Origin of the sequence: Myxococcus sp. RHSTA-1-4, from assembly GCF_020037125.1 — a bacterium.
Lineage (GTDB): Bacteria > Myxococcota > Myxococcia > Myxococcales > Myxococcaceae > Myxococcus.
In genome coordinates this window covers 20,827-40,201 of record NZ_JAIQDG010000024.1, presented here as the reverse complement: position 1 = coordinate 40,201, position 19,375 = coordinate 20,827, and the positions used below count along the sequence as shown (strand labels likewise).

Genomic DNA, 19,375 nt, shown 5'->3' with positions numbered 1-19,375 from the left:
GGCTACCAGGGCAGGTACTGCTGAATCATCTGCCGCCATACGGGCCAGTCGTGGGTGCCGCCCTGCCAGACGGCGAGGTGGTTGCCGATGCCCTTCTTCCACAGGAGGCTGGAGAGGTGCTCGTTGGAGGGGCGGCAGAAGTCGTGCTCGCCCACGGCGAGGACCATCTCCACGCGCTGCAGGGCGGAGAGCTGGGCCGGGTCATTCACGCCGGGCAGCCACTGCGTGCACGAGTGGAAGTAGACGTCCGAGTCGTTGTGGCCGTCGAGGAACTCGTCGGTCTCGAACTTGCCGCCCATGGAGATGAGGCGGCGGAAGACGTGCGGGTGGCGCAGGCCGACGTTGTAGGCGTGGAAGCCGCCGAAGCTGCACCCGGCGAGGGTGAGGCGGCCGCCGGTGCTGCGGCGGGTGAGGAGCGGGACGACCTCGTGGAGGAGGTAGTCCTCCCACTGCTGGTGGCGGATGACGCGCTCGCGCGGGTGGATGGACTTGTTGAACCAGGACTCCTCGTCCACCGAGTCCGGACACACCACGATGTACCGGCCGGACTGGATGCGGTCGGCGATGGCGCCGATGAGGCCGAAGTCCTCGGCCTGGTAGAAGCGGCCCTTGCTCGTGGGCAGCAACATCACCGGCTCGCCCGAGTGGCCGAAGAGGAGCACCTCCATGTCCCGGTTCAGGCGCTCACTACGCCAGCGGTGGTATTCGCGGTTCATGGGCCGGAGCTTAATCTCGTTGCGTTGACGGCGAGCAATGGCATCGGGCGGGTGGGCCCGGGTGGGGTGGGAGTGAACACCCGGGCGCGGGGAAGGGGGGTGCTCGATAGGCTCATATCCCGTGCCCGGGTCGCGGGCACGCTGGGGGGAAGGATGCATGTCCAGGCTTGTGCTCGTGCCACGCTCCTGGTCTTGCTGACGGGAGGCTTCGGGTGGGGATGCGGCACGCCCAACCCGCTCATCCGGGTCGTGCGCATGCCGAACGGGATGCTCCGGGTCGATGGACCCGCCGCGGGACCGTTCGAAGGGACGGAGGAGTTGGCCACACACGCGTGTGAGCTGATGACGCGACAGCCGGGAGCCACGAACAGACGGCTCGGGGAGGAGTACTGCGCGCTGTCGTACTACTCGATTGAAGAGAAGGCGTACTTCTTGAGCTACTTCTCTGACTTCAGCCGCGAGGACTCCAGCGGTGTGAAGGCCTGCGAGGTTCCTCTCGCGCTCAATCACATGTTCAACGGCCAGGGCGGGAAGAGGACCCTCATCCTGGGGCCAGGGCACAACCCTCCCCATGACCGGGAGTTCTCTCCGCGGGACATGCGGCGGGGGAGGAGCGAGGGCTGGTCGCCATTTGGAGTCTCCCGATTCCATGACACATGGACGAACCGGGTGTGGGAGCGCGAGTTGTTCGTCTTCCACAGGGAGCCGGATGGGGCGTGTAGCTCGTTCAAATACAGTTATGCCACGCGAGGCGTGTATGCGCTGCGTGAGGGGCGCTGGCTCTTGATTGGGAGAGCCGAGGGACGCTGGGGGACCTTCAGGCCGGTGGAGGGGCGCGGATGGCAGCGCTGACCATCAGGTGGAGAATGCCGGATTCGATGCGTCGTCTGTGCGCTGTGCACCCGGCCGGAGTCGTCGGACGGTTCTTCGCCGCCGTGGCCCTGGGCGGAGTGCTGAGTGGCTGCTCATACTTTGGCTACTACAAGCTCGAGAAGGCGGAGACGCTTCCCCAGGAAGAGAGTGACAAGGTGCCTCTGCCCCAGTCCTACGAGGGCGCAGTGGAGTTGCAGGGCCCCGCTGTGGCCGCGCTCGAGGTCGCGATGAGGGACTTCCTTCCTCCCGGGACGAAGGTGCGCTGGAAGGATGGGTACACGCCTCTGGAGGAATGTCTGTCGCGCAGGGAGACCTACGACGCGCTCGTGCTGCCGTATGGGGACGGCCTCTTCTCTGTGGCGTTCACTCCTGTGATTGAGCGGTGCGGGTTGACGACGGCCATCCTCGATGGAGGGGCCGAGTACGTCGTGGATGGTCGTGGCCGCGTTCTTCGCGTGCGTTGAGCGAATCGGGGGGATTCATGCGATGGACTGTGGTGGGAACCCTGCTGCTGATGGGCGGTGCAGGCGCCTGTGCGACGTCCCGTGCGGACCTCGATATCCGGGTACGCGAGGACCCGAACGGGCCCGTTCGTTACGAGGGACCCCTGGCGGGCCCCTATGACGACGTAGACGAGCTCTCCGAGGCTGGATGCGAGCGCATGTTGAAGCATGCGGCCTCATCGCGGTCCACGGGGGCGTTGGGGTACTGCGCGGTCTTCTTCAGTGCTCCCGACGACGAAGGCAGGGACAGGTGGTTCATCGGTCACGTCGCTGACTTGACGGGTGACAGGCGCGGTGGAGAGCGGGCCTGCGCGATTCCCATCGACCTTGTCGAGCCGAATGGTGTCGAGGTGCTCTCGCTTCAGGGGCGGATGGAGGGGGCGCCGGGGCGGGCTTCATGGCGGCCGACGCGGTTCCTGAATCAGCGGACCGGAGCGACCTGGGAGCGTGACGTGCTGGTGTTTTCCCTGGAGGGCTCAGGGAAGTGCACCGTCCATGGATTCGTCGGCTTCAGCCGGGTCGTCACGGTCAGTCAGGGTGATGGGTTCCGCCCGGTGGGGACTGTCTATGACGAGCGGGGCGCCGTGCAGGTGCTTGCCGGGAGTGAATGGTTGCCGTGAGTCGATGCGTTGCCATTCTCTCTCGTCATGGAGAGTCCGGCGCGGCCGGGTCCACCGCTGGCCCGGCTGGCGTGGCTGCTGCTGCGGTATGGACGGAGCGGGGAGCTGGTCCGGAAGTTGCCGGAGTGGGTGGCGCTCTTCGCCCAGGTGCAGGCGGGCCCCGAGGGCGCGGAGCAGCTGAAGATGCTCATCCGTTACCTGCTGCTGGTGGGGGACGAGGGGACACAAGAAGCGGCCGGGCGGGTGCTAAACTCGGTGCTGGGCGAGCATCGCGCGGAGGAACTGATGCGGAGTTATGGCGAGGAACTCATTGAGCGGGGCCGCCAGCGGGGGCTGGAGGAGGGCCTGGCTCGGGGCCGGGAAGAGGGGGTGACTCGAGGGCGTGCCGAGGACATCCTGCGAATACTCGCCGCGCGGGGCGTGCCCGTGGGCGAGGAGGCCCGGCAGCGCATCCTCTCCTGCACGGACACGGCCACGCTGGACCGCTGGTTCGACAAGGCTCTGAACGCCACCACCCTCTCCGGGGTGCTCGATGTCCTGGCGCAGTAGCGGGCTGGGGATGGACATCCCCTGGTGGACTTGAGCACCGTCACCGCGGCGAGGGTCGGTTCACTCCCCACGCACGGAGGAAGTCGTCGGCCTCGGCATTGATTCGGGGCAGGGACGCCGTCAGCTCGTGGCCGTCGTCCACCTCCACGACGCGGACGTGGCGCCGGCCCTCGGCCCACTGGCGTGAGTAGCGGATGTCACAGGTGTCATCCTCGCGCCCGTGGATGATGAGCGTGGGCACCCGCACGTCGGGCCAGCCTCCCGTCCGTGCATCCACCGCCTCCGCGTCCGCGATGAATCCGGAGTGGATGCGCACCTTGCGCTTCTCCGCGAAGTCGTCCGTCTCAATCCACCCCGTCGTCTGCCAGTGCTTCCACCCCGCGTCCCCCATGCGCCGGTGGAGCTGCTCCACCACCCGGAACGCCGGAGCCAGCAGCACCAGCGCGCACACGCGGGCGTCCTGCTCGGCCATCCGTGCCGCCACGAGCCCGCCCAGGCTGGATCCGAAGAGGACCGCGCGCTCCTGGGGCCCACCGAGCGCCGCCTTCACCGTGTCCAGCATCGCGCTCAGGCGGAGCTGCTCCATGGACGGCACGCGGAGGTTGAGGCGCTCCACGTGGATGCCCTGGGCTTCGTAGTGCCTCGCCACGGCCACGCCCTTCGTCGAGTCGGGCCCCGAGGCGAAGCCGTGCAGGTACAGCCACCGGGAACTCATGGGGGCGGGGAGGGAAGTCGAGGTGCTCATGGCGGCGCACTGTAACCGCCACGCGCGCCGCTGGCGTGGGACATTCAGCTCGTGGAGACGTCCGTCAGAACCGCAGCACCGGGCCCGCGATGACGGAGTGCAGCGGCTCGGCGCACTCCTTGATGGCTTCCTCGGTGAATTTCACGTCGCAGAACTGGAAGGCCGTGGCCACCGACAGGCCCCAGCGCGAGTTGAACCAACCATCGATGCCCAACCGGAAGGCCATGCTCGTGGTGTCGATCTTCTCGCGCAGGAGTCTCCCCGCGTCGTCCGGCGTGAAGGAGCTCGACCAGCTCTTCGACAGGCGCGCTCCCACCCACGGGTTGATGGGCTTGTCCCGGAAGAAACGCAGCCGCGCCTCGATGCCCACCGCCTTGTAGTCGAGCTGCGCCCGCTCCAGCCGGTTCGGGTCCGCCGCCACCGGGAACTGCTGCTGTCCCCACGTCTCGGAGACCTCCGCCAGCAGTCCCAACGACAAGCCCGGCGGTGATTCCACGCCCAGGTACCCGTGCAGCGCCGGCCCCTTCGCGTGGAAGTCGCTCAGGTGGTCCAGCGTGATGCCCGCTCCCAGCGAGGCGTACCCGTGCCAGCCCTCCGCCGCCGCCTCCGTCCCCAGGCCCAACACGCCCGCCAGCGCCACCGACTTCCACAGCGTTCTCATGCGCTCCAGTCTACGCCCGGGACTGTGCTCCCCGGGAAGGCCGTCGCCCGTCCTCCCACGTCCATGTCATGAAACCCCGCGGCCCCCGTCACGGAGAGGCACATGCGCGTTCCGCCGGATACCCGGTGGCACGGATTCCACTCCATGGAGGAGCACCTGTCACCGCGGGTGCTCTTCGCGCCGGCCGAGTCCGGCGGATAGGCTCGCTCCCATGTCCGTCACTTTCGAAGCCGCGGCTTCCGCCGTCCGCGATGCACTCACCGACGCCGGGCGGGGGCTCGTCGAGCGCGAGGCCATGGTGGAGCTGGTTGCCCTGTCCGCCGTGGCCGGCGAGCACCTGCTCGTCATCGGCCCTCCCGGTACCGCGAAGAGCGAGGCCGTGCGCCGCACCGCTCGCGCCCTCGGCGGCTCCTACTTCGAGTATCTCCTGGGCCGCTTCACCGAGCCCTCCGAGCTGTTCGGCCCCGTGGACCTGCGCAAGCTGCGCGAGGGACTCGTGGAGACGGAGACCACCGGCATGCTGCCCGAGGCCGAGGTCGCCTTCCTTGACGAGGTCTTCCTCGGCTCCACCGCCATCCTCAACACGCTGCTCGGCATCCTCAACGAGCGCACCTTCCGGCGCGGCCACACGCGCATGCGCTGCCCGCTGCGCGTCTGCGTGGGCGCCTCCAACGCGCTGCCCGAGGATGACTCGCTCGCCGCGTTCGCCGACCGCTTCCTCACCCGCATCTTCGTCGAGCCCGTGCCCGACCCCCGGCTGGAGGAACTGCTCGCCGGCGGCGCCTCGCTGTGGAGCGAGGCCGAGGCCCGCGCCACCTCGCTGGAGTCCCTGGACGTGCTCGCCCAGGCCGCTCGCGAGGCGGACCTCTCCGCCGTCCGCCCGCACCTGGCCCATGCGCTGCGCTCGCTGCGCGCCGCCGGCATCGGCCTGTCGGACCGCCGCGCGGTGAAGGTGCAGAAGCTCATCGCCTCCGCCGCGGCGCTGGCCGGCCGGCGCGTGCCGGGCACCGCGGACCTGTGGCCGCTCGTCTATGCCGTGCCCACCAAGGAGGCCCAGGCGCTCGCTCGCGACGTGCTGCGCGAATTGCTCGCGGCATCGGAGAACCCGGCCCTGGCCTCGGCGGCGCTGGAGGCCAGCGCGGGGCCTCGCGCCCGGGCGCAGCGCATCGCCACGGCGGGAGAGGTGCTGCTCTCGGAGCGGCCCGCGGATGGGGATTCCGAGGCGCTCTCCGCATGGCGCCTGAAGCTGGAGGGCGTGGCCCGGGAGATGGACGCGGGCTTCGCGCCCGAGTCCCTGCCCGAGGACCTGAAGGCGCTGCGCGTCCGGCTGTCCGAGGCGCTGTCGCCCGCCACGCCCGCGGCCAACGCGAACGTGGCGGCTTGAAGATGAGCAGCGAGCACCACGACATTGCAGCCGCGCGAATCCCGGTGCGCTGGGGGCCTCGGTCCGAGCCGCTGGAGCCGCTCGCCGTGGCGGGCGAGGGGCCCGTTGCGCTCGCGCTCGCGCGCCGGGTGCTCTCCGAGGATGACGCGCGTCTCGCCTCGTGGAGCGGCGTGGCGGGCCCGGGTGTCCTCGTGCTGCTGGGGCCCGCCGAGTCGCTGCCGTGGGTGGATGGGGCCGTGTACCTGGGCAGGGACTCCGCCGCGCCGTCGCTGCTGATGCCCTGCGCGCTGGCACCCAACGTGGCGTCGTCGATGCTGGAGCGCGCGCTGCTCGCCCGCGTGGGGATGGAGGGCACGCCGGTGGCCGTGCTGCCCGCATCCGGCCACCTCGTCTCCGTGGGGGCGGCTCGGCCGGTGGACCGCGCCACGCTCACCGCCTGGCTGGAGCCGCCTCCGGCTGTGTCACTCCCGGAGGTGACTCCGTGAGCGCGATGAGACCGCGAACGCAGCGCGAGTCTGGCATTGCGCTCGGCGAAGGGCTGTCTCCCGTGCCACTCCCGGAGGTGACTCCGTGAGCGCGCTGCCTCCCGCGCTGCGGCCCTGGGCGCCGCAGCTCTCGCTCTTCCCCGAGGACCTGGCCCTGCACCTGGGCCCGTACGTGGCGCGGCTGTCCGCGGCGCTCGGCTCGTTGCGTCCTCGAGGCGAGGCCGATGGTGGCGAGCCCCAGGGCTATGACGGCCTCACCCGCAGGGGCACCTTCGACCGGCTGCTCGTCAGCGAGTGGCTGTGGGCGCTGGAGTCTCCCGACGAGCTGGTGCGCCGCGCCGCCTTCGGCGAGCTGTCCTTCCTCAAGCCCGCCTTCCGCCAGCCGCGGGGCTCTCGCCGCACCGTGGCGCTGTTGGACGCGGGGCCGGACCAGCTCGGGGCGCCTCGCATCGCCCACCTCGCGCTCCTCGTCGTCCTGTCCCGCCGTGCCGAGGCCGCGGGCGCCGCCTTCTCGTGGGGCGTGCTCCAGGCCGACCCCGGCAAGGGCGCCTTCTCCGAGGTGACGCCCGGCACCGTCGGTACGTGGCTCGCCGCTCGCGACCTGCGGCCCGCCACGGATGCACAGCTCGCCGCGTGGCGAAGCGCGCTGTCCCTGGACGCGGCCCCGGAGGACGCATGGCTCGTGGGCGATGCGCGCCTGTCCCGGCTGCCCGGCGCCACGGGCCTGTCCCGTGCCGAGGTGGCCGAGGTGCTCGCCACCAGCGCCCGGCAGCTCACGGTGCAGGTGCGGCCCGCCTCCCGTGCCGCGCGCTCCGTGACGCTGGACCTGCCGCCGCCGGAGGCCTGCGTGCGCCTGCTGAGAGACCCGTTCCAGCAGACCCGCGCCGCGCCGGCCGTGCGGCTCTCCCAGCCGCCGCAGCCCCTCCTGCGCTCGTTCACCTTCTCCGCGGATGGCCGCCGGCTGATGTTCCACCGGGAGGACGGCAGCGTGGGGGCCATGGCCCTGCCGCACTCGGTGCGCGCCACCGTGCCCAAGACCCGGCGCGTGACGCCTCCCGCGGGGCAGACGCTGATAGGCGCGGGCTGGCGCCACAACGGAGGCCTCATCGTCCTCACGCAGCGGCAGAAGGACGGCGGGTTCGTGCTCCACGGCAAGCTCCGGGGGAATGCTTCTGGCAGGTCTGACGAGCAGGCCTTCGCGGCTCGCGATGGCGACAGTGCACAACCATCAGTGTCCATGCACGACCCGCCGGGCCGGCTGTTGAGCTACCTGGACGCATCCGGCAATGAGCGCCTGCTGCTGGACGACCAGGGGGAGAGCCTCTTCCTCGTCGAGGAGGAGCCGCGCACGCGGCACGTCCAGGTCTCGCGCGTGGCGAGGGGAGTCCTTGCCGCGGCGGAGGTGAACCGCAAGGTGACCTTCGTGACTCGCTCCACGTCCGTGGAGGTGGGTTCTCAGTCCTCGGGCGCGTGGCTGGGCATCGTGGAGCCGGGCTGCGTGCGCAGCCTGCCGCTCGGCGTGGACGGAGACCGCGCGTTCTTCGGCGACGGAGGCGGCAGGGGACACAAGGAAGCAGGCTTGCTCGCGGTACGTCACGAGCCGGGCGTGTGGCGCCTGTTCCTCGGGGAGCGCTCGGAGTTGGTGCACCTTCCCGCGGGAATGCGTGTGGTCGGCCCGGGCATCTGCCGCGAGGCACCGGCCGACCCCGGGCTGCTGGCCATCGACGAGGACCGGCGCACCTTCTGGCTGTTCAGCCCCCAGGGCCGTTACAAGGTGATGGTGGCCTGGGAGGACGTGCTGTACGCGGAGGCCAGCCATGCCGTTCCGGTGCTCGGGTGGATGCTGAAGGGAGGCGGGCTGGTGTTGAGCAACCTGCGCGAGGGCGGAATCCTGTACCAGGCGCTGCCGGGAGCTGGCGGATGAGCGGCACGGCCTCCCTCCTTCGGCCCCGCCGTCACCTGCACCGAGGCACGGTGCGCGCGGCGGCCCTCTGGTTCGACCCCATGCTGCTCGGCGAGGGCGAGGCGCGCCGGCGTGTGCTCGCCGCGTGGACGCCCGCGGCCTCCGTTCACCTCGTGGCTGGCGGCTACCTGCTGCGCCTGCCCCAGTCACGAGCCGTCGCCAGCGATTCCGCTCCGGGCCTGCCGCTCACGCTGGAGCAGGGCGTCCTGTCCTCCGCGCCGTTGTCCGCTGGCGAGCGCGAGCAGCTGGCACTCCGCGAGGGCTCGGTGGTGCTGGTGCGCGCGGGTGTCGCGCGCGCGTACCCGCTGGCCGGTGCGCCCGCGGTGGACCTGTCGGAGTGGCTCGACGTGTCCGAGTGGGTGCCGCTGCCCGCGCGCGGCCTGGGCGCGCCACCGCCGCCCGTGCCCACGCTGGAGCCTCTGCCTCCACCCACGCGCGCCTTCTTCGGTCCCTCCGTGCCCACGCTCGCGCCCGAGGCGCAGGGGGTGCTGGCGCGAATGCAGGGACGAGCACCGCCGGAAAAGGCAATGGCTGCCCGTCGTCCGGGGCTGCTCGCGCGACTGCGCGAGGCCCTGTTCGGTGCGCGCGGCCCGGGCAAGCCGAGCGCCTCCCGTCCGCCTTCGCGGCTGCGCCGGTGGCTGGCGTCCTTCTTCGCGCGCTCCGGCACGCCGCACGAAGGCGCCACGGCCAGTGCCCGCGGTGGCTCCGGCGAGGCACCTCCCGGGACTCGCGCGGAGCCCTCCGGCCCGAGCCTGCTGTCGCGCCTCTCCGAGTGGATGCTCCTGAACACGCCGCTCGGCCAGATGCTGGGCCGGCGCAAGGCGGAGTACGTGCGCCGCCTCTTCGAGATGTTCGAGGAGGGCAACCTCCAGGAGGCGCTGCGCTACGCCATCCCCCTGGGCAGCGGCCTGGACGAGAACACGCGCGTGGCGCTGGGCCTGCCCGGTCCGCGCGAGAAGCTCACCATCCAGACGGGGCAGCACGGCGCCGCCTCCGTGTTCGCCGGCGGCCAGGAGCTGTTCGCCGCCCTCAAGGAGCGCTACCGCGAGGCCTTCCGCCGCTTCGAGCGCGAGGGCCGCATCGATGAGGCGGCCTTCATCCTCGCCGAGCTGCTGGGTGCGCACGAGGAGGCCGTCTCCTTCCTCGAGAGGCACGGGCGCTTCCGGCTCGCGGCGGAGCTGGCCGAGGGACGCAACCTGCCCCCCGGGCTGGTGGTGCGCCAGTGGTTCCTCGCGAAGGACGTGGCGCGCGCCACGGCCATCGCCCGGCGCAGCGGCGCTTTCGCGGATGCGGTGCTGCGCCTGTCTCGCACGCACCCCGAGGAGGCCCGCGTCCTGAGGCTGCTCTGGGCGGAGACGCTCGCCGAGGCCGGTGACTGGGCCCACGCGGTCCAGACCCTCTGGCCCATCACCGACGCCCGGGCCCTGGCCCGCGAATGGGTGGAGCGGGGCGTGGAGTGCGGTGGCGCCTCCGGCGCACGGCTGCTCGCGCTGTGGGCCACCGCGTTCCCCGATGGACTGGAGACCGCGGCGGAGCGCGTGCGGGAGTTGCTCGAAGACGACACCGCGGAGCGCGCTCCCGAGCGCTTCGCCTTCGCGCTCACCCTGTCGGGCGAGTCCCCCTCGCCGGGCCGCACCGCGCTCGTGGTGCCCACGGTGCGCGCGCTGCTCAGGGACAGGGCGGCCGGCCACGCCCGCTTCGCGTCCGACTTCGTCACGCGCCTGCTGCGCGACGCCCCCGACGGCACGCTCCGCGCGGACCTGCCTCCGCTGTCCGAGCGCTCCACCGTCACCTGGAGCAGCGACGTGTCCCGGCCGCGCATCAACGTCACGGTTCGCGCCTCGGACGCGGGGGCCTTTCCCGTCCACGATGCGGTGGCGCTGCCGGATGGCCGGCTGTTGCTCGCGCTGGGCGAGGCGGGCGCGCGGCTGGTGCGCGCGGACGGCCGGACGGTCGCGCACTTCGACGTGCCGGCCTTCTCGCTGGTGCCCTCCGTGCACGGGGACCGGGCGCTGGCGCTCGCGCCGCGCGGCGAGGTGCGGCGCCTGTCGCGCCTGGACCTCGTGGCGCGCAGGGCCGTCCCATGGTGCGACGCGCGGCTGGAGGCCTGGGCCCCCACCTACGACGGCAACACCTGGTTCGTCTCTTCCGGGCACACGGTGATGATGGTGGACGCCTTCTCCGCCGGCCTGCGTGCCCTCTGGCGGGTGCCGGACCTGCCGGGCCGCGTGTTGTCCCTGGCCGTGGATGCCGCGCGGCTGAGCTTCCTCGTCTCGGGCCCGTCGAGCCTGGAGCGGTGGACCTACGACCTGGCCCAGGGCCCCACGCTGCGCGCCCGCGGCGAGCTGCCGCTTCCGGTGAACACCCAGCCGGCAACGCTCCTGACCGTCTCGCTGACCAGCGACGGCGAGGTGACAGCCCTCGTGGCCGTCCCCGTGGCCGTCCTCCCCCTGGACGTTGCCTCGTCTCGGTTCCTCGCCGAGCCCGCTCCCACGGCGGAGCACGAGGTCCAGCTCCTCTGGCTGCAGCCCGCGGGCACCCGCTCGCCGCAGTTTCCTGAGTCCGTCCGTCCGGGATGCGAGGTCTTCGTCCTCGCCGAGCACTGGCGCGTGGACGTGATGCGCTGCTCGGGCCACTGGCAACTCCACCTGGTGGACGCTCGTGGCACCGAGCGGGCCCTGCTCGTCTTCGAGGGCACGGACGTCCCGCGCGTGCGCCTCTTCGCCACCGCGCTGCTGGCCTTCGACTCGCGCGGCCGGTTGCTGGCGCTGGATTTGGAACGGGGCACGGTGCGGCACGTGGCCGTGCCGTGACTTCAGGACCCGCCGGCAGCCGCCTCGGCCACTGCCGCGCCACCAGCGCGTGGGTGTCTCGTAAGCCACACCCGAGTGGGGTGGAGAGACCCCCGCATGACACCGGAAGATGACGGCTGCCCTGGACCCACGGTACGTCTTGCCCGAAAAAGCCGAGCTGGACAGTCTGGAGAGACCATGGCCCTCCGACTCCAGCTCGCGCCCCGGGCACTCCGGACCCTCTGCGGGTGCTCTTCGGCGGTGCGGGTGCAGGTTCAATATGAGCTGGGGGCGCTCGCCGCCGGTCTCCCGCTCGAAGGGCCGCTCGTCCCGGAGCGGGCCGGCCTGGTGGTGCTGGATTCGGGCTTCCGCGTCCGCTACCGCCTGGAGCCGGACCATGGGCTGCTGCGCCTGACGCATGTCGAGGCGCCCCAGGCCCGCTGAGGAGGGCCCGCCGGGCAGGTTCCCCTCCGGCCGCCGCCGCTGGCGCGGGGCCCACGTCAGTCACGGGTATTAACGTCAGCCCGTGAGCATCGAGCCCCCTGCCCCCTCTGTTGGTCCCGGTCCCGTCCTCCTGGTGGAGGATGACGCGGACCTGCGGGCCGCCGTCGCCGACATCCTGGAGGACGAAGGTTTCGAGGTGCACGTGGCGGAGAACGGCCTGGAGGCCCTGGCCGAGCTCGACGCGCTGGGGCACCTGGGCCGGTGGCCCTGCGTCGTGCTGCTGGACCTGATGATGCCCGTCATGGATGGCTTCACCTTCATGGAACGGTTCCGCGCGGACCCGGGGCTGAGCCATGTCCCCGTGGTGGTGCTCTCCGCCTCGGTGAAGGAGCCTCCGGAGGGCGCCCGCGCGATGTTGCGCAAGCCCTTCGAGATTCCGGCCCTGCTGGACACCGTGGCCGGGTACTGCGCCCAGGGCCGGAGGCCGGAGTTGCTTTAGCTGCACGGCACTCCGCGTGTTTCGCGGTTGTCCCTCCGGGGCCGGGGCCTTACATGGCTCGCCGTGCCCCTCCCCCTGGCAGACTTCCTCCTCCAGCACCGCGACGCCATCATGGAGGCGTGGGAGGCGGAGGTGCGTGCCATCCCCGCCGCCCAGGCCCTGTCCCGGCCCGCGCTGCATGACGGCCTGCCCCGGCTGCTGGAAGGGGTGGCGTCGCGGATTCGCCAGCGGCCCCAGGCGGGTGTGGCCTCCGGGCCAGGCGCCATTCCGGACCTGCACGCCCTCGAGCGGCTGGGGGAGGGCTTCAACCTCCACCAGGTGGTGACGGAGTACCGGCTGCTGCGTGGCTGCGTGCTGCGGCTGTGGGCCGCCCGGGGCGGGGCCACGCCGTATCCGGAGGAGGAGCGCGTCTTCCACGAGGCCATGGACGAGGCCGTGGCGGCGTCCGTCAGCCGCTACACACTCGCGCGCGAGCGCACCCTGCAGGCGCTGGACCGCATCAGCACCGCGGCCCTGGGCAGCGACGACGTGGCCGGCTTCCTCCCGCGCCTCCTCCAGGTGCTGCGCGAGACGGTGGCCGCGGTGGACATGGCCGGGGTGCTGCTGAAGGACGGGGACTCCCTGCGCGTGGCGAGCGTGGTGGGGGAGGGGCTGAAGGCCGGGGCCCGTGTGCCCGAGGGGGAGGGCTTCGTCGGCACCATCGCCGCCACGCGCCAGCCGCTGCTCGTGCATGAGGCGGGCAGCGACGCGCGGGTGGGTGAGCCAGTCCTCCGCGAGGCGGGCCTGCGCGCGCTGTACGGCGTGCCGCTGGTGCTGGACAGCGAGGTGCTGGGGGTGGCGCTGATGGGCAGCCGCGCCAGCAGCGAACTGTCCGAGGCGGACCTGCTGCTGTTCCGCGCCATGGCGGCGCGCGCCACCGCGCTGCTCGCGCAGGCGCAGGCGCATGCCCGCGAGCGGGCGGCGCGCGCCGAGGCGGAGGCCTCCCTGGCCCGCCTGCGCGAGAGCGAGGCCGGCCTGCGGCGCTGGGAGGAGGTCTTCACACGGCTGGGCGTGGGCGTGGTGGTGGTGAGCGCGGAGGACAACACCCTGCGCGACGTCAACCCCGCCTTCGCGCGCATGCACGGGTACACGCCGGAGGAGCTGAGGGGCCGGCCGCTGGAGGACACCTTCGCGCCCGAGGCGCGCGGCGTGCTGCACCGGCACGTGTCGGCGGCGCACTCCAAGTCCTCCCACGAATACGAGTCGCTCCACATCCGCAAGGACGGCAGCCGCTTCCCCGCCTTCTCGCACGTGACGTCCTTCCGCGACGCGTCCGGGCGGGTGGTGCAGCGGGTGGCCACCGTGCTGGACATCACCCAGCGCCGCGCGGTGGAGACGGACCGGCAGCGGCTGCTGGCGGCCATCGAGGCGGAGCGGGCGCGGCTGGCGTCGGTGCTGGACCAGATGCCCGCGGGCGTCTTCATCGCGGAGGCTCCCAGTGGCCGGCTGCTGATGGCCAGCCGGAACGTGGAGGCCATCACCGGCCGGCCCTTCGCCCCGTCCACCCTGGTGGAGGACTTCGCGCGGGCGCCCTACACGGTGCTGCACCCGGACGGGCGGCGGTACGAGCCCGGGGAGCTGCCGCTGTTCCGCAGCCTCCGGCAGGGCGAGGAGGTGCGGAGCGAGGAGCTGCTCATCGAGCGCGAGGACGGCCAGCGCGTGACGGTGCTCGTCTCCAGCGCGCCCATCCGCGACAGGGAGGGCACCATCGTCGCGGCGGTGGCCACCATGGTGGACATCACCGAGCGGCGCCGCGCGCAGGAGGCGGCGCTGCAGGCGGCCCGCTTCGGTGAGCGGCTCATCGCGATTGTCAGCCACGATTTGCGCAACCCCCTCAACGCCATCCAGCTCTCCGCCACGCAGTTGCTGCACAGCGAGGCACTGCCGGAGCGCGAGCGGCGGCTCGTCACCCGCCTGGCCCGCGCCAGCGACCGGATGAAGCGCATGATTTCGGAGCTGCTGGACTTCACCCGCGGGCGGCTGGGCGGCGGCATCCCGATTCAGCGCGTGCCCGGAGATTTGCGCGCGGTGGTGCGGCAGGGCGTGGAGGAGCTGGAGGCGGCGTGGCCGGAGCGGAGCCTGACGCTCCAGGTGGCGCCGGGCCGCTACGAGGGCGAGTGGGACGCGGACCGGCTGCTGCAGGTGGTGAGCAACCTGGGCGGCAACGCGCTCCAGTACAGCCCGCCGGACGCCCCCGTCACCTTCCACCTGTCGGACGTGGGGGAGGCGGTGGTGCTGGAGGTGCACAACGCGGGCGAGCCCATTGCCGAGGACATGCTGCCGCGCCTGTTCGACCCGTTCCGCCGGGGCACCACGGCCGGCCCTGGCGGTGGCGGCCTGGGGCTGGGGCTCTACATCGTCGAGCAGGTGGTGAAGGGCCACGGGGGCCGCATCGAGGTGTCGTCCACCGCCGAGGCGGGCACCACCTTCCAGGTGAAACTCCCCCGCGCCTGAGGGAGGTGCACCCCGCGCGGTGGGGGTCAGGAGGCGAGGTCGTCTTCAGGAAGGAGCCGGTCCTCCAGGGCCGCGTCGGGGGACTCACCGGCCTGGACGCGCAGGGCGGCGTAGCGCAGGCCGGCCAGCTCCGTGAGGGCCTCGGGGCGGCCGAAGGGCTGGCCCGTGCGGCGCAGGTGCTCGCGCAGGGCGCGGGCCAGGTCCGCGCAGGTGGCGAAGCGCTCCACCCGGTCCGGGGCGAGCGCCCTGCGCACCAGCGGCACCAGGGCGGCGGGCACCGCGCGCGTGGCCTCGTCCAGGTCCTCCTGGCCGTAGGCGAGGATGCGGCGCTTGAGCTCTATCTCCGCGGCGTGGCTGATGGCCTCGTGCATGGCGGCGGCCAGCGCGTGCTCGCGGGTGGTGGAGTCCTGGGCCGGCGTGCGCTCGCGGCGGCGGCGGCGCTCGGACTCGAAGCGGTCCGCACCCTCGAAGAGGTGGCGGCCGGTGAGCAGCTGGAGGAGGACGATGCCCAGGCTGAACATGTCCGCGCGCCCGTCCAGGCCAAGCTGGGCCACGTGCTCGGGGGCCGCGTAGGCGAGGCTGCCGGGCAGCTCCGAGTCCGTCGTCGTTACCCGTCCGGGCAGCCGGGACCAGGCGGCGCCGAAGTCGAGCAGCTTCACCGTGCCGTGCTCGGTGACGAGGATGTTGTACGGGCCCACGTCGCGGTGGACGACCTGGAGCGCGCGGCCGTGCTCGTCGGTGAGGTTGTGGGCGTGGTGGAGCGCGTCGGCGACCTCGGCGGCGACGTAGAGGGCGAAGCCCTCGGAGAGGGGAAGCCGGGCGCGGGTGGAGGCCTCCAGCAGCGTGTCCAGCCGGTGGCCGGGGGTGTGCTCGAAGACGAGCACCGGCGCGTCGTCGGGGCCCTTGAGGTGGTGGACGGCGACGATGTTGGGGTGGTGGAGCTGAGCGGCCAGGCGGCCCTCCTCCAGCAGCCGGCGGGACGCCTCCGCGGCGGCGGCGCGCGGCGGGCGCTTGAGGACGGCGTAGCCGCCGAAGCCCCCCTCGTAGAGGCGGCGGGCGAGCACCAGCTCCCCATGGTGCGCGGGGCCCAGGGAGCGGATGAACTCATAGGAGGTGCGGCCGGAGCGCAGCAGCACCTGCGGCGGAGGGGGGACGTCAGACGGCAGGGACGACATGGCGGCTCTCCTCGGGCCCGACGGACCTCTTGGGTCCGGCGGCTCACCTTCGGAGTATGGTCGTCCCACGTCCAGAAGTCACCCGGTGGGTAGTGCCTGCCCCGGAACGCTCTCACTCGCTGAGAGGGTTGCCTGTCAGGTCGTGTTCGAGGCGTGGCGGCCTTCCGGGCCCTTCGCCGCCTCGGAGGGATGTGCTCCGCGGTGGGTGTGATGCTCCGCATGCGGGCGGGGTGGAGGCCCCGGGCGCGGGTTCCGTGCACTCCGTGTCCGAGTGGGCTTCCCGTCCGGGAGACTACCCGCCATATCGGTATATCGCGTGCTGACTTGCTGGGTTATAAGTCGGGTGGAACTCGCGCATGAAAACCCACCCAAAAGGTTCTGCTTCCCCCCGCGAGCGGCCCCGGCCCCGCCTTGGCCCCGGCGACCGTGCCCGGAGGTCGCGCCAGCAACTGGAGAAGCGCCTGGCGGCGAGTGTCGGCGAGGCGGCCCGGGCCGCGCGGATGAGCGCGGGGCTGACGCAGGCGGATGTGGCCGAGCGCGTCGGCATCGCGGCGGAGGTCTACGGGCGCATGGAGCGGGGGCGGATGATGCCCAGCGTGCCCACGCTGTTCCGCCTGTGCCTCGCGCTGCGGCTCTCCGCGGACGTGGGGATGGGGCTCGTCACGGCGGCGGCGGCCGGCGCCTCGCTGTGGGAGGAGGACTCCCAGGACAAGGACCACATGCCGGAGATGCGCCGGCTGCTGCGGACGCTGCGCCGCATGTCGCGTGGCCAGCTCAAGCTGATGAACCAGGTCGCCTCCGCCATCCTCCCCCAGCGGTGAGGCCCCGGTGCGCGGAGGCATGGAGCCGCGCCGGGCCCGCCTGACTCCAGCGGAGCATCAGCGCCGGTGGCGGCGGCGGAATACCCAGGCCAGCAACAACAACCCGGCCAGTGCTCCAGGCGCCGGGGCGCCCGTGCAGCCCACCCCGCCACCCAGGTAGTCCAGCGCCTCTGGCGGCACCCCATCGTCGGAAGGCGGAGGACCCGGCTGTTCGTCTCCCCCATCGGCGCCGCCACCCGGTGAGCCCGCGTCCTCCGTCCCCGCGTCCCCAGCCGGACTGCCTGCGTCCTCGTTGCCCGACGTGCCCGCGTCCTCATTCCCCGAGGGGCCACCGTCGCCGCCCGAGGAGCCCGCATCCGGGCTGCCCGCGTCGGACGAGCCCGCGTCCTCGTCGCCCGTGCCCGCGTCACCTCCAGGTACGCCGCCATCTGTCTCCCCACCCGGGCCACCGTCGCCGCCCGGGGAGCCCGCATCCGGGCTGCCCGCGTCGGCCGGCGGGCCCTCCACCACCGTCCACTCCCACATGGCGGGGGTCTGGTCCGCCAGCTCCGATTTCAGGTCGAGCGAGTAGACCCAGAGCACATGCGCCCCGGGCGCGAGCCCCTCCACATGCCATGGGGTCTCGCAGGAGACGAACTCCGGAGAGTCATCCAGCATGCAGAAGAACGCGGCCCGGTCCGCGGTGGACTCGAACGTGAAGTCGGCCGTGGTGGACGGAGTCTCGAGGTCCGGGCCCGTGACGATGGTCGTTTCCGGCGCGTTCCGGTCTCCCGCGAAGGCCGGAGGCACGGCCACCGCGGCCACCACCCACAGCGCGAGTCCACCAAGCACCTGCAGCAGCCGGGCGCGAACGACGGCGAAAGTCAGCGGGGCAATCATGGCGTGGCCTCCCGGGCGCTGCCCGGCATCGCGGTGGTGGGGGGAACGATGTGGAACTCCACCCGGCGGTTGCGCTCGCGCCCCGCGGCGGTGTCGTTGGTGTCCGCGGGCACGTCCAGGCCCCGGCCCACCGCGCGCAGCCGCTTCGCCTCCACCCCGCGGCGCTCCAGCTCGCGGCACACCGACTCCGCGCGCGCCTGGGACAGGCGCCGGTTGTACTCCGCGCCGCCGATGTTGTCGGTGTGCCCCTCCACCACCACCTGCTCCAATTCCGGGTGCTCCAGCAGCACCTTCGCCACCTGGTCCATCAGCGGGTACGAGCGCGGCAGCACCTCCGCCCGGTCGAAGGCGAAGAAGACGCGCTCGGTAATCTCCAGCTTCTTCTCCGTGAGGAACACCACCTGCCGCACCGACTCCGGGCAGCCCTGGTTGGACGGGGGGCCCGGCTCGCGCGGGCAGTTGTCCACTCCGTCCGCCACCGTGTCCTCGTCCTGGTCCGGCACCGACTCGACGTCCGGCTCCGGGGGCGCCGCGCCGTCCTCCACGGCGGGAGGCTCCGCCAGGGCCAGCGCCCCGTCACCGGGCAGTCCCTCCCGGGTGTCTCCGCTCTCCGGCTCGCGCGCGAGGACGGGCACGGGCACCGGCGGCGCCTTCGAGGGAAGCAGCGGCAGCGGGTCGAAGCCCACGCCCGCCAGCACCCGGAACGCCGGCACGCCGGGCGCCACGCCGATGCCGGGACCTCCGAGGGCGAACACCTCGAAGTGCTCGCTGAAGAGGTAGCGCGCTCCGGCCAGCACCTCGCCGGACCAGAGGCCGCCGCCGGTGAGGGGCGCGGCGGCGCGCAGGCTCAGCTCGCCGCGCAGCGAGCCATCCACGTTCGTCACCCCCAGCGCGAACGGCACCTCCGAGCCCACCGAATGCGAGCCCACCCGCACCCGCTCACGCAGCCGCGCCCCCGCTTCCAGCGACACGCGCATCCGGTCGAACGTGCGGCCCACCGCGAGGCGGGGCGACACGCTCCAGCGTCCATCGCCCAGCAGTGCTTCCCGCCGCCCCAGCGGCAGGCCCGTGTCCACCTCCGCGGCCAGGTCCACCAGCGCGCCGTCCTCCTCGCGCAGCAGGCCCACGCGCGCGCGCAGCAGCGGCGTGCCCATTCCCGAGCGCCGCAGCTCCCCCAGCCCGAGCCCCGCCAGCGACATGCCCCCCTGGGCCACCAGCACCGGCACCGACGCACCCACTTCCAGCCGCGGGTGGGGCGACACGGCCGCCGCCAGGTGCAGCAGCGCACGCTCACGCACCACCTCGCCCACGCGGCGCCCGCCGCGCACCATGACGAGCGGCTGGTGCTGGTAGTGCGTCACCACCGCCAGCCGCAGCGCGCCGGGCTCCAGCAGCAGGCCGGAGGAGCCCAGCAGCGCCCCGCGCGAGGTGGGGGACACCGTGAGGCGCTCGAGGTCGAAGGCGGGCAGCGGCGGTGGCTCGTCGGCCAGCGCGGCGGTGCCCGGAAGGATGAGCGACAGGACGGCACAGGCCAGCCGGCCCGAGAACGAAGGGGGTGCGAGTCTCATATGCGGGGGCTCCGGGGTGATGGAAACGTGTGGAGCGCTCGCCCGGGCGTCCTCCCTCCCTCGGGGGCAGGCCGCGTGTCCGTGCCCGGACGCGGCGCGTCGCGGCGTCCACCCGCCGACGGAAGCGGGGAACTTCGAACGCTCGGGAGCGACCAGGCGGGCCGCTCCACCCGGGGATGCTTGTCACCCCGCCGCGTCCCTGGCG

18 protein-coding genes are annotated in these 19,375 nt (G+C 72.6%); 12 read left to right on the top strand and 6 right to left on the bottom strand.

The window, feature by feature from the left end; translation table 11 throughout:
• Positions 1-2: 2 nt before the first annotated feature.
• Positions 3-716 (bottom strand): esterase family protein, encoded by a 714-nt coding sequence (locus K8638_RS28810; protein ID WP_223757864.1) that lies wholly within the window; start codon positions 714-716, stop codon positions 3-5.
• A gap of 72 nt (positions 717-788) precedes the next feature.
• Here K8638_RS28810 and K8638_RS28805 point away from each other — a divergent pair, with 72 nt between their 5' ends.
• From K8638_RS28805 to K8638_RS28790, 4 genes are read left to right on the top strand one after another with little or no spacing between them, the layout of a single operon-like run.
• Positions 789-1,568 carry a hypothetical protein gene (locus tag K8638_RS28805; protein ID WP_223757863.1) on the top strand — a complete coding sequence of 260 codons (780 nt, stop codon included), beginning with the start codon at positions 789-791 and terminating at the stop codon, positions 1,566-1,568.
• Entirely contained in the window at positions 1,556-2,053 is a 498-nt protein-coding gene (locus tag K8638_RS28800; protein ID WP_223757862.1) for a hypothetical protein, read from the top strand. The genes K8638_RS28805 and K8638_RS28800 overlap by 13 nt, the downstream gene beginning before the upstream one ends.
• A gap of 32 nt (positions 2,054-2,085) precedes the next feature.
• Entirely contained in the window at positions 2,086-2,712 is a 627-nt protein-coding gene (locus K8638_RS28795) for a hypothetical protein (protein WP_223757861.1), read from the top strand.
• A gap of 9 nt (positions 2,713-2,721) precedes the next feature.
• Positions 2,722-3,261 (top strand): hypothetical protein, encoded by a 540-nt coding sequence (locus tag K8638_RS28790; RefSeq protein ID WP_223757860.1) that lies wholly within the window; start codon positions 2,722-2,724, stop codon positions 3,259-3,261.
• A gap of 40 nt (positions 3,262-3,301) precedes the next feature.
• On the opposite strand, the gene K8638_RS28785 is transcribed toward K8638_RS28790, so the two are convergent.
• Together K8638_RS28785 and K8638_RS28780 are read right to left on the bottom strand one after the other, a co-directional pair.
• Positions 3,302-4,006 carry a YqiA/YcfP family alpha/beta fold hydrolase gene (locus K8638_RS28785; RefSeq protein ID WP_223757859.1) on the bottom strand — a complete coding sequence of 235 codons (705 nt, stop codon included), beginning with the start codon at positions 4,004-4,006 and terminating at the stop codon, positions 3,302-3,304.
• Between the two features lie 64 nt (positions 4,007-4,070).
• Positions 4,071-4,667 carry a hypothetical protein gene (locus K8638_RS28780; RefSeq protein ID WP_223757858.1) on the bottom strand — a complete coding sequence of 199 codons (597 nt, stop codon included), beginning with the start codon at positions 4,665-4,667 and terminating at the stop codon, positions 4,071-4,073.
• 211 nt (positions 4,668-4,878) lie between these two features.
• Between K8638_RS28780 and K8638_RS28775 the strand changes: the two genes are divergently transcribed.
• From K8638_RS28775 to K8638_RS28745, 7 genes are all read left to right on the top strand, one after another.
• Positions 4,879-6,051, top strand: coding sequence for an AAA family ATPase (locus tag K8638_RS28775; RefSeq protein ID WP_223757857.1), 1,173 nt, complete (start codon positions 4,879-4,881; stop codon positions 6,049-6,051).
• A gap of 2 nt (positions 6,052-6,053) precedes the next feature.
• A complete protein-coding gene (locus K8638_RS28770; protein WP_223757856.1) occupies positions 6,054-6,536 on the top strand; it encodes a hypothetical protein in 483 nt (160 codons plus the stop codon).
• An 85-nt stretch (positions 6,537-6,621) separates the two neighbouring features.
• Positions 6,622-8,460 (top strand): hypothetical protein, encoded by a 1,839-nt coding sequence (locus K8638_RS28765; RefSeq protein ID WP_223757855.1) that lies wholly within the window; start codon positions 6,622-6,624, stop codon positions 8,458-8,460.
• Positions 8,457-11,312 (top strand): bpX6 domain-containing protein, encoded by a 2,856-nt coding sequence (locus K8638_RS28760; protein ID WP_223757854.1) that lies wholly within the window; start codon positions 8,457-8,459, stop codon positions 11,310-11,312. The genes K8638_RS28765 and K8638_RS28760 overlap by 4 nt, the downstream gene beginning before the upstream one ends.
• A 177-nt stretch (positions 11,313-11,489) precedes the next feature.
• A complete protein-coding gene (locus K8638_RS28755; protein WP_223757853.1) occupies positions 11,490-11,735 on the top strand; it encodes a hypothetical protein in 246 nt (81 codons plus the stop codon).
• Between the two features lie 82 nt (positions 11,736-11,817).
• Positions 11,818-12,234 (top strand): response regulator, encoded by a 417-nt coding sequence (locus K8638_RS28750; protein ID WP_223757852.1) that lies wholly within the window; start codon positions 11,818-11,820, stop codon positions 12,232-12,234.
• Positions 12,235-12,345: 111 nt separating this feature from the next.
• Positions 12,346-14,727: a PAS domain S-box protein gene (locus K8638_RS28745; RefSeq protein ID WP_223757972.1), complete on the top strand. Its 2,382-nt coding sequence runs from the start codon at positions 12,346-12,348 to the stop codon at positions 14,725-14,727.
• A gap of 26 nt (positions 14,728-14,753) precedes the next feature.
• Here the strand turns inward: K8638_RS28745 and K8638_RS28740 are convergent, their stop codons facing one another.
• On the bottom strand, positions 14,754-15,902 hold the full coding sequence (locus K8638_RS28740; protein WP_223757851.1) for a serine/threonine-protein kinase: 1,149 nt from the start codon (positions 15,900-15,902) through the stop codon (positions 14,754-14,756).
• A gap of 356 nt (positions 15,903-16,258) precedes the next feature.
• Here K8638_RS28740 and K8638_RS28735 point away from each other — a divergent pair, with 356 nt between their 5' ends.
• Positions 16,259-16,723, top strand: a complete 465-nt coding sequence (locus K8638_RS28735) for a helix-turn-helix domain-containing protein (protein WP_370644134.1) — start codon at positions 16,259-16,261, stop codon at positions 16,721-16,723.
• A gap of 57 nt (positions 16,724-16,780) precedes the next feature.
• Here the strand turns inward: K8638_RS28735 and K8638_RS28730 are convergent, their stop codons facing one another.
• Complete coding sequence (locus tag K8638_RS28730; RefSeq protein WP_223757850.1) at positions 16,781-17,602, bottom strand: MYXO-CTERM sorting domain-containing protein; 822 nt, start codon at positions 17,600-17,602, stop codon at positions 16,781-16,783.
• Complete coding sequence (locus K8638_RS28725) at positions 17,599-19,170, bottom strand: OmpA family protein (protein WP_223757849.1); 1,572 nt, start codon at positions 19,168-19,170, stop codon at positions 17,599-17,601. Before K8638_RS28725 ends, K8638_RS28730 begins: the two co-directional genes overlap by 4 nt.
• Positions 19,171-19,375: the final 205 nt, after the last annotated feature.

Coding starts and splice junctions, on each gene's coding strand:
- K8638_RS28760 (WP_223757854.1), top strand. CDS start 8,457: ATGAGCGGCACGGCCTCCCTCCTTCGGCCCCGCCGTCACCTGCACCGA.
- K8638_RS28725 (WP_223757849.1), bottom strand. CDS start 19,170: ATGAGACTCGCACCCCCTTCGTTCTCGGGCCGGCTGGCCTGTGCCGTC.
- K8638_RS28755 (WP_223757853.1), top strand. CDS start 11,490: ATGGCCCTCCGACTCCAGCTCGCGCCCCGGGCACTCCGGACCCTCTGC.
- K8638_RS28770 (WP_223757856.1), top strand. CDS start 6,054: ATGAGCAGCGAGCACCACGACATTGCAGCCGCGCGAATCCCGGTGCGC.
- K8638_RS28800 (WP_223757862.1), top strand. CDS start 1,556: ATGGCAGCGCTGACCATCAGGTGGAGAATGCCGGATTCGATGCGTCGT.
- K8638_RS28735 (WP_370644134.1), top strand. CDS start 16,259: ATGAAAACCCACCCAAAAGGTTCTGCTTCCCCCCGCGAGCGGCCCCGG.
- K8638_RS28810 (WP_223757864.1), bottom strand. CDS start 716: ATGAACCGCGAATACCACCGCTGGCGTAGTGAGCGCCTGAACCGGGAC.
- K8638_RS28780 (WP_223757858.1), bottom strand. CDS start 4,667: ATGAGAACGCTGTGGAAGTCGGTGGCGCTGGCGGGCGTGTTGGGCCTG.
- K8638_RS28785 (WP_223757859.1), bottom strand. CDS start 4,006: ATGAGCACCTCGACTTCCCTCCCCGCCCCCATGAGTTCCCGGTGGCTG.
- K8638_RS28745 (WP_223757972.1), top strand. CDS start 12,346: ATGGAGGCGTGGGAGGCGGAGGTGCGTGCCATCCCCGCCGCCCAGGCC.
- K8638_RS28730 (WP_223757850.1), bottom strand. CDS start 17,602: ATGATTGCCCCGCTGACTTTCGCCGTCGTTCGCGCCCGGCTGCTGCAG.
- K8638_RS28740 (WP_223757851.1), bottom strand. CDS start 15,902: ATGTCGTCCCTGCCGTCTGACGTCCCCCCTCCGCCGCAGGTGCTGCTG.
- K8638_RS28775 (WP_223757857.1), top strand. CDS start 4,879: ATGTCCGTCACTTTCGAAGCCGCGGCTTCCGCCGTCCGCGATGCACTC.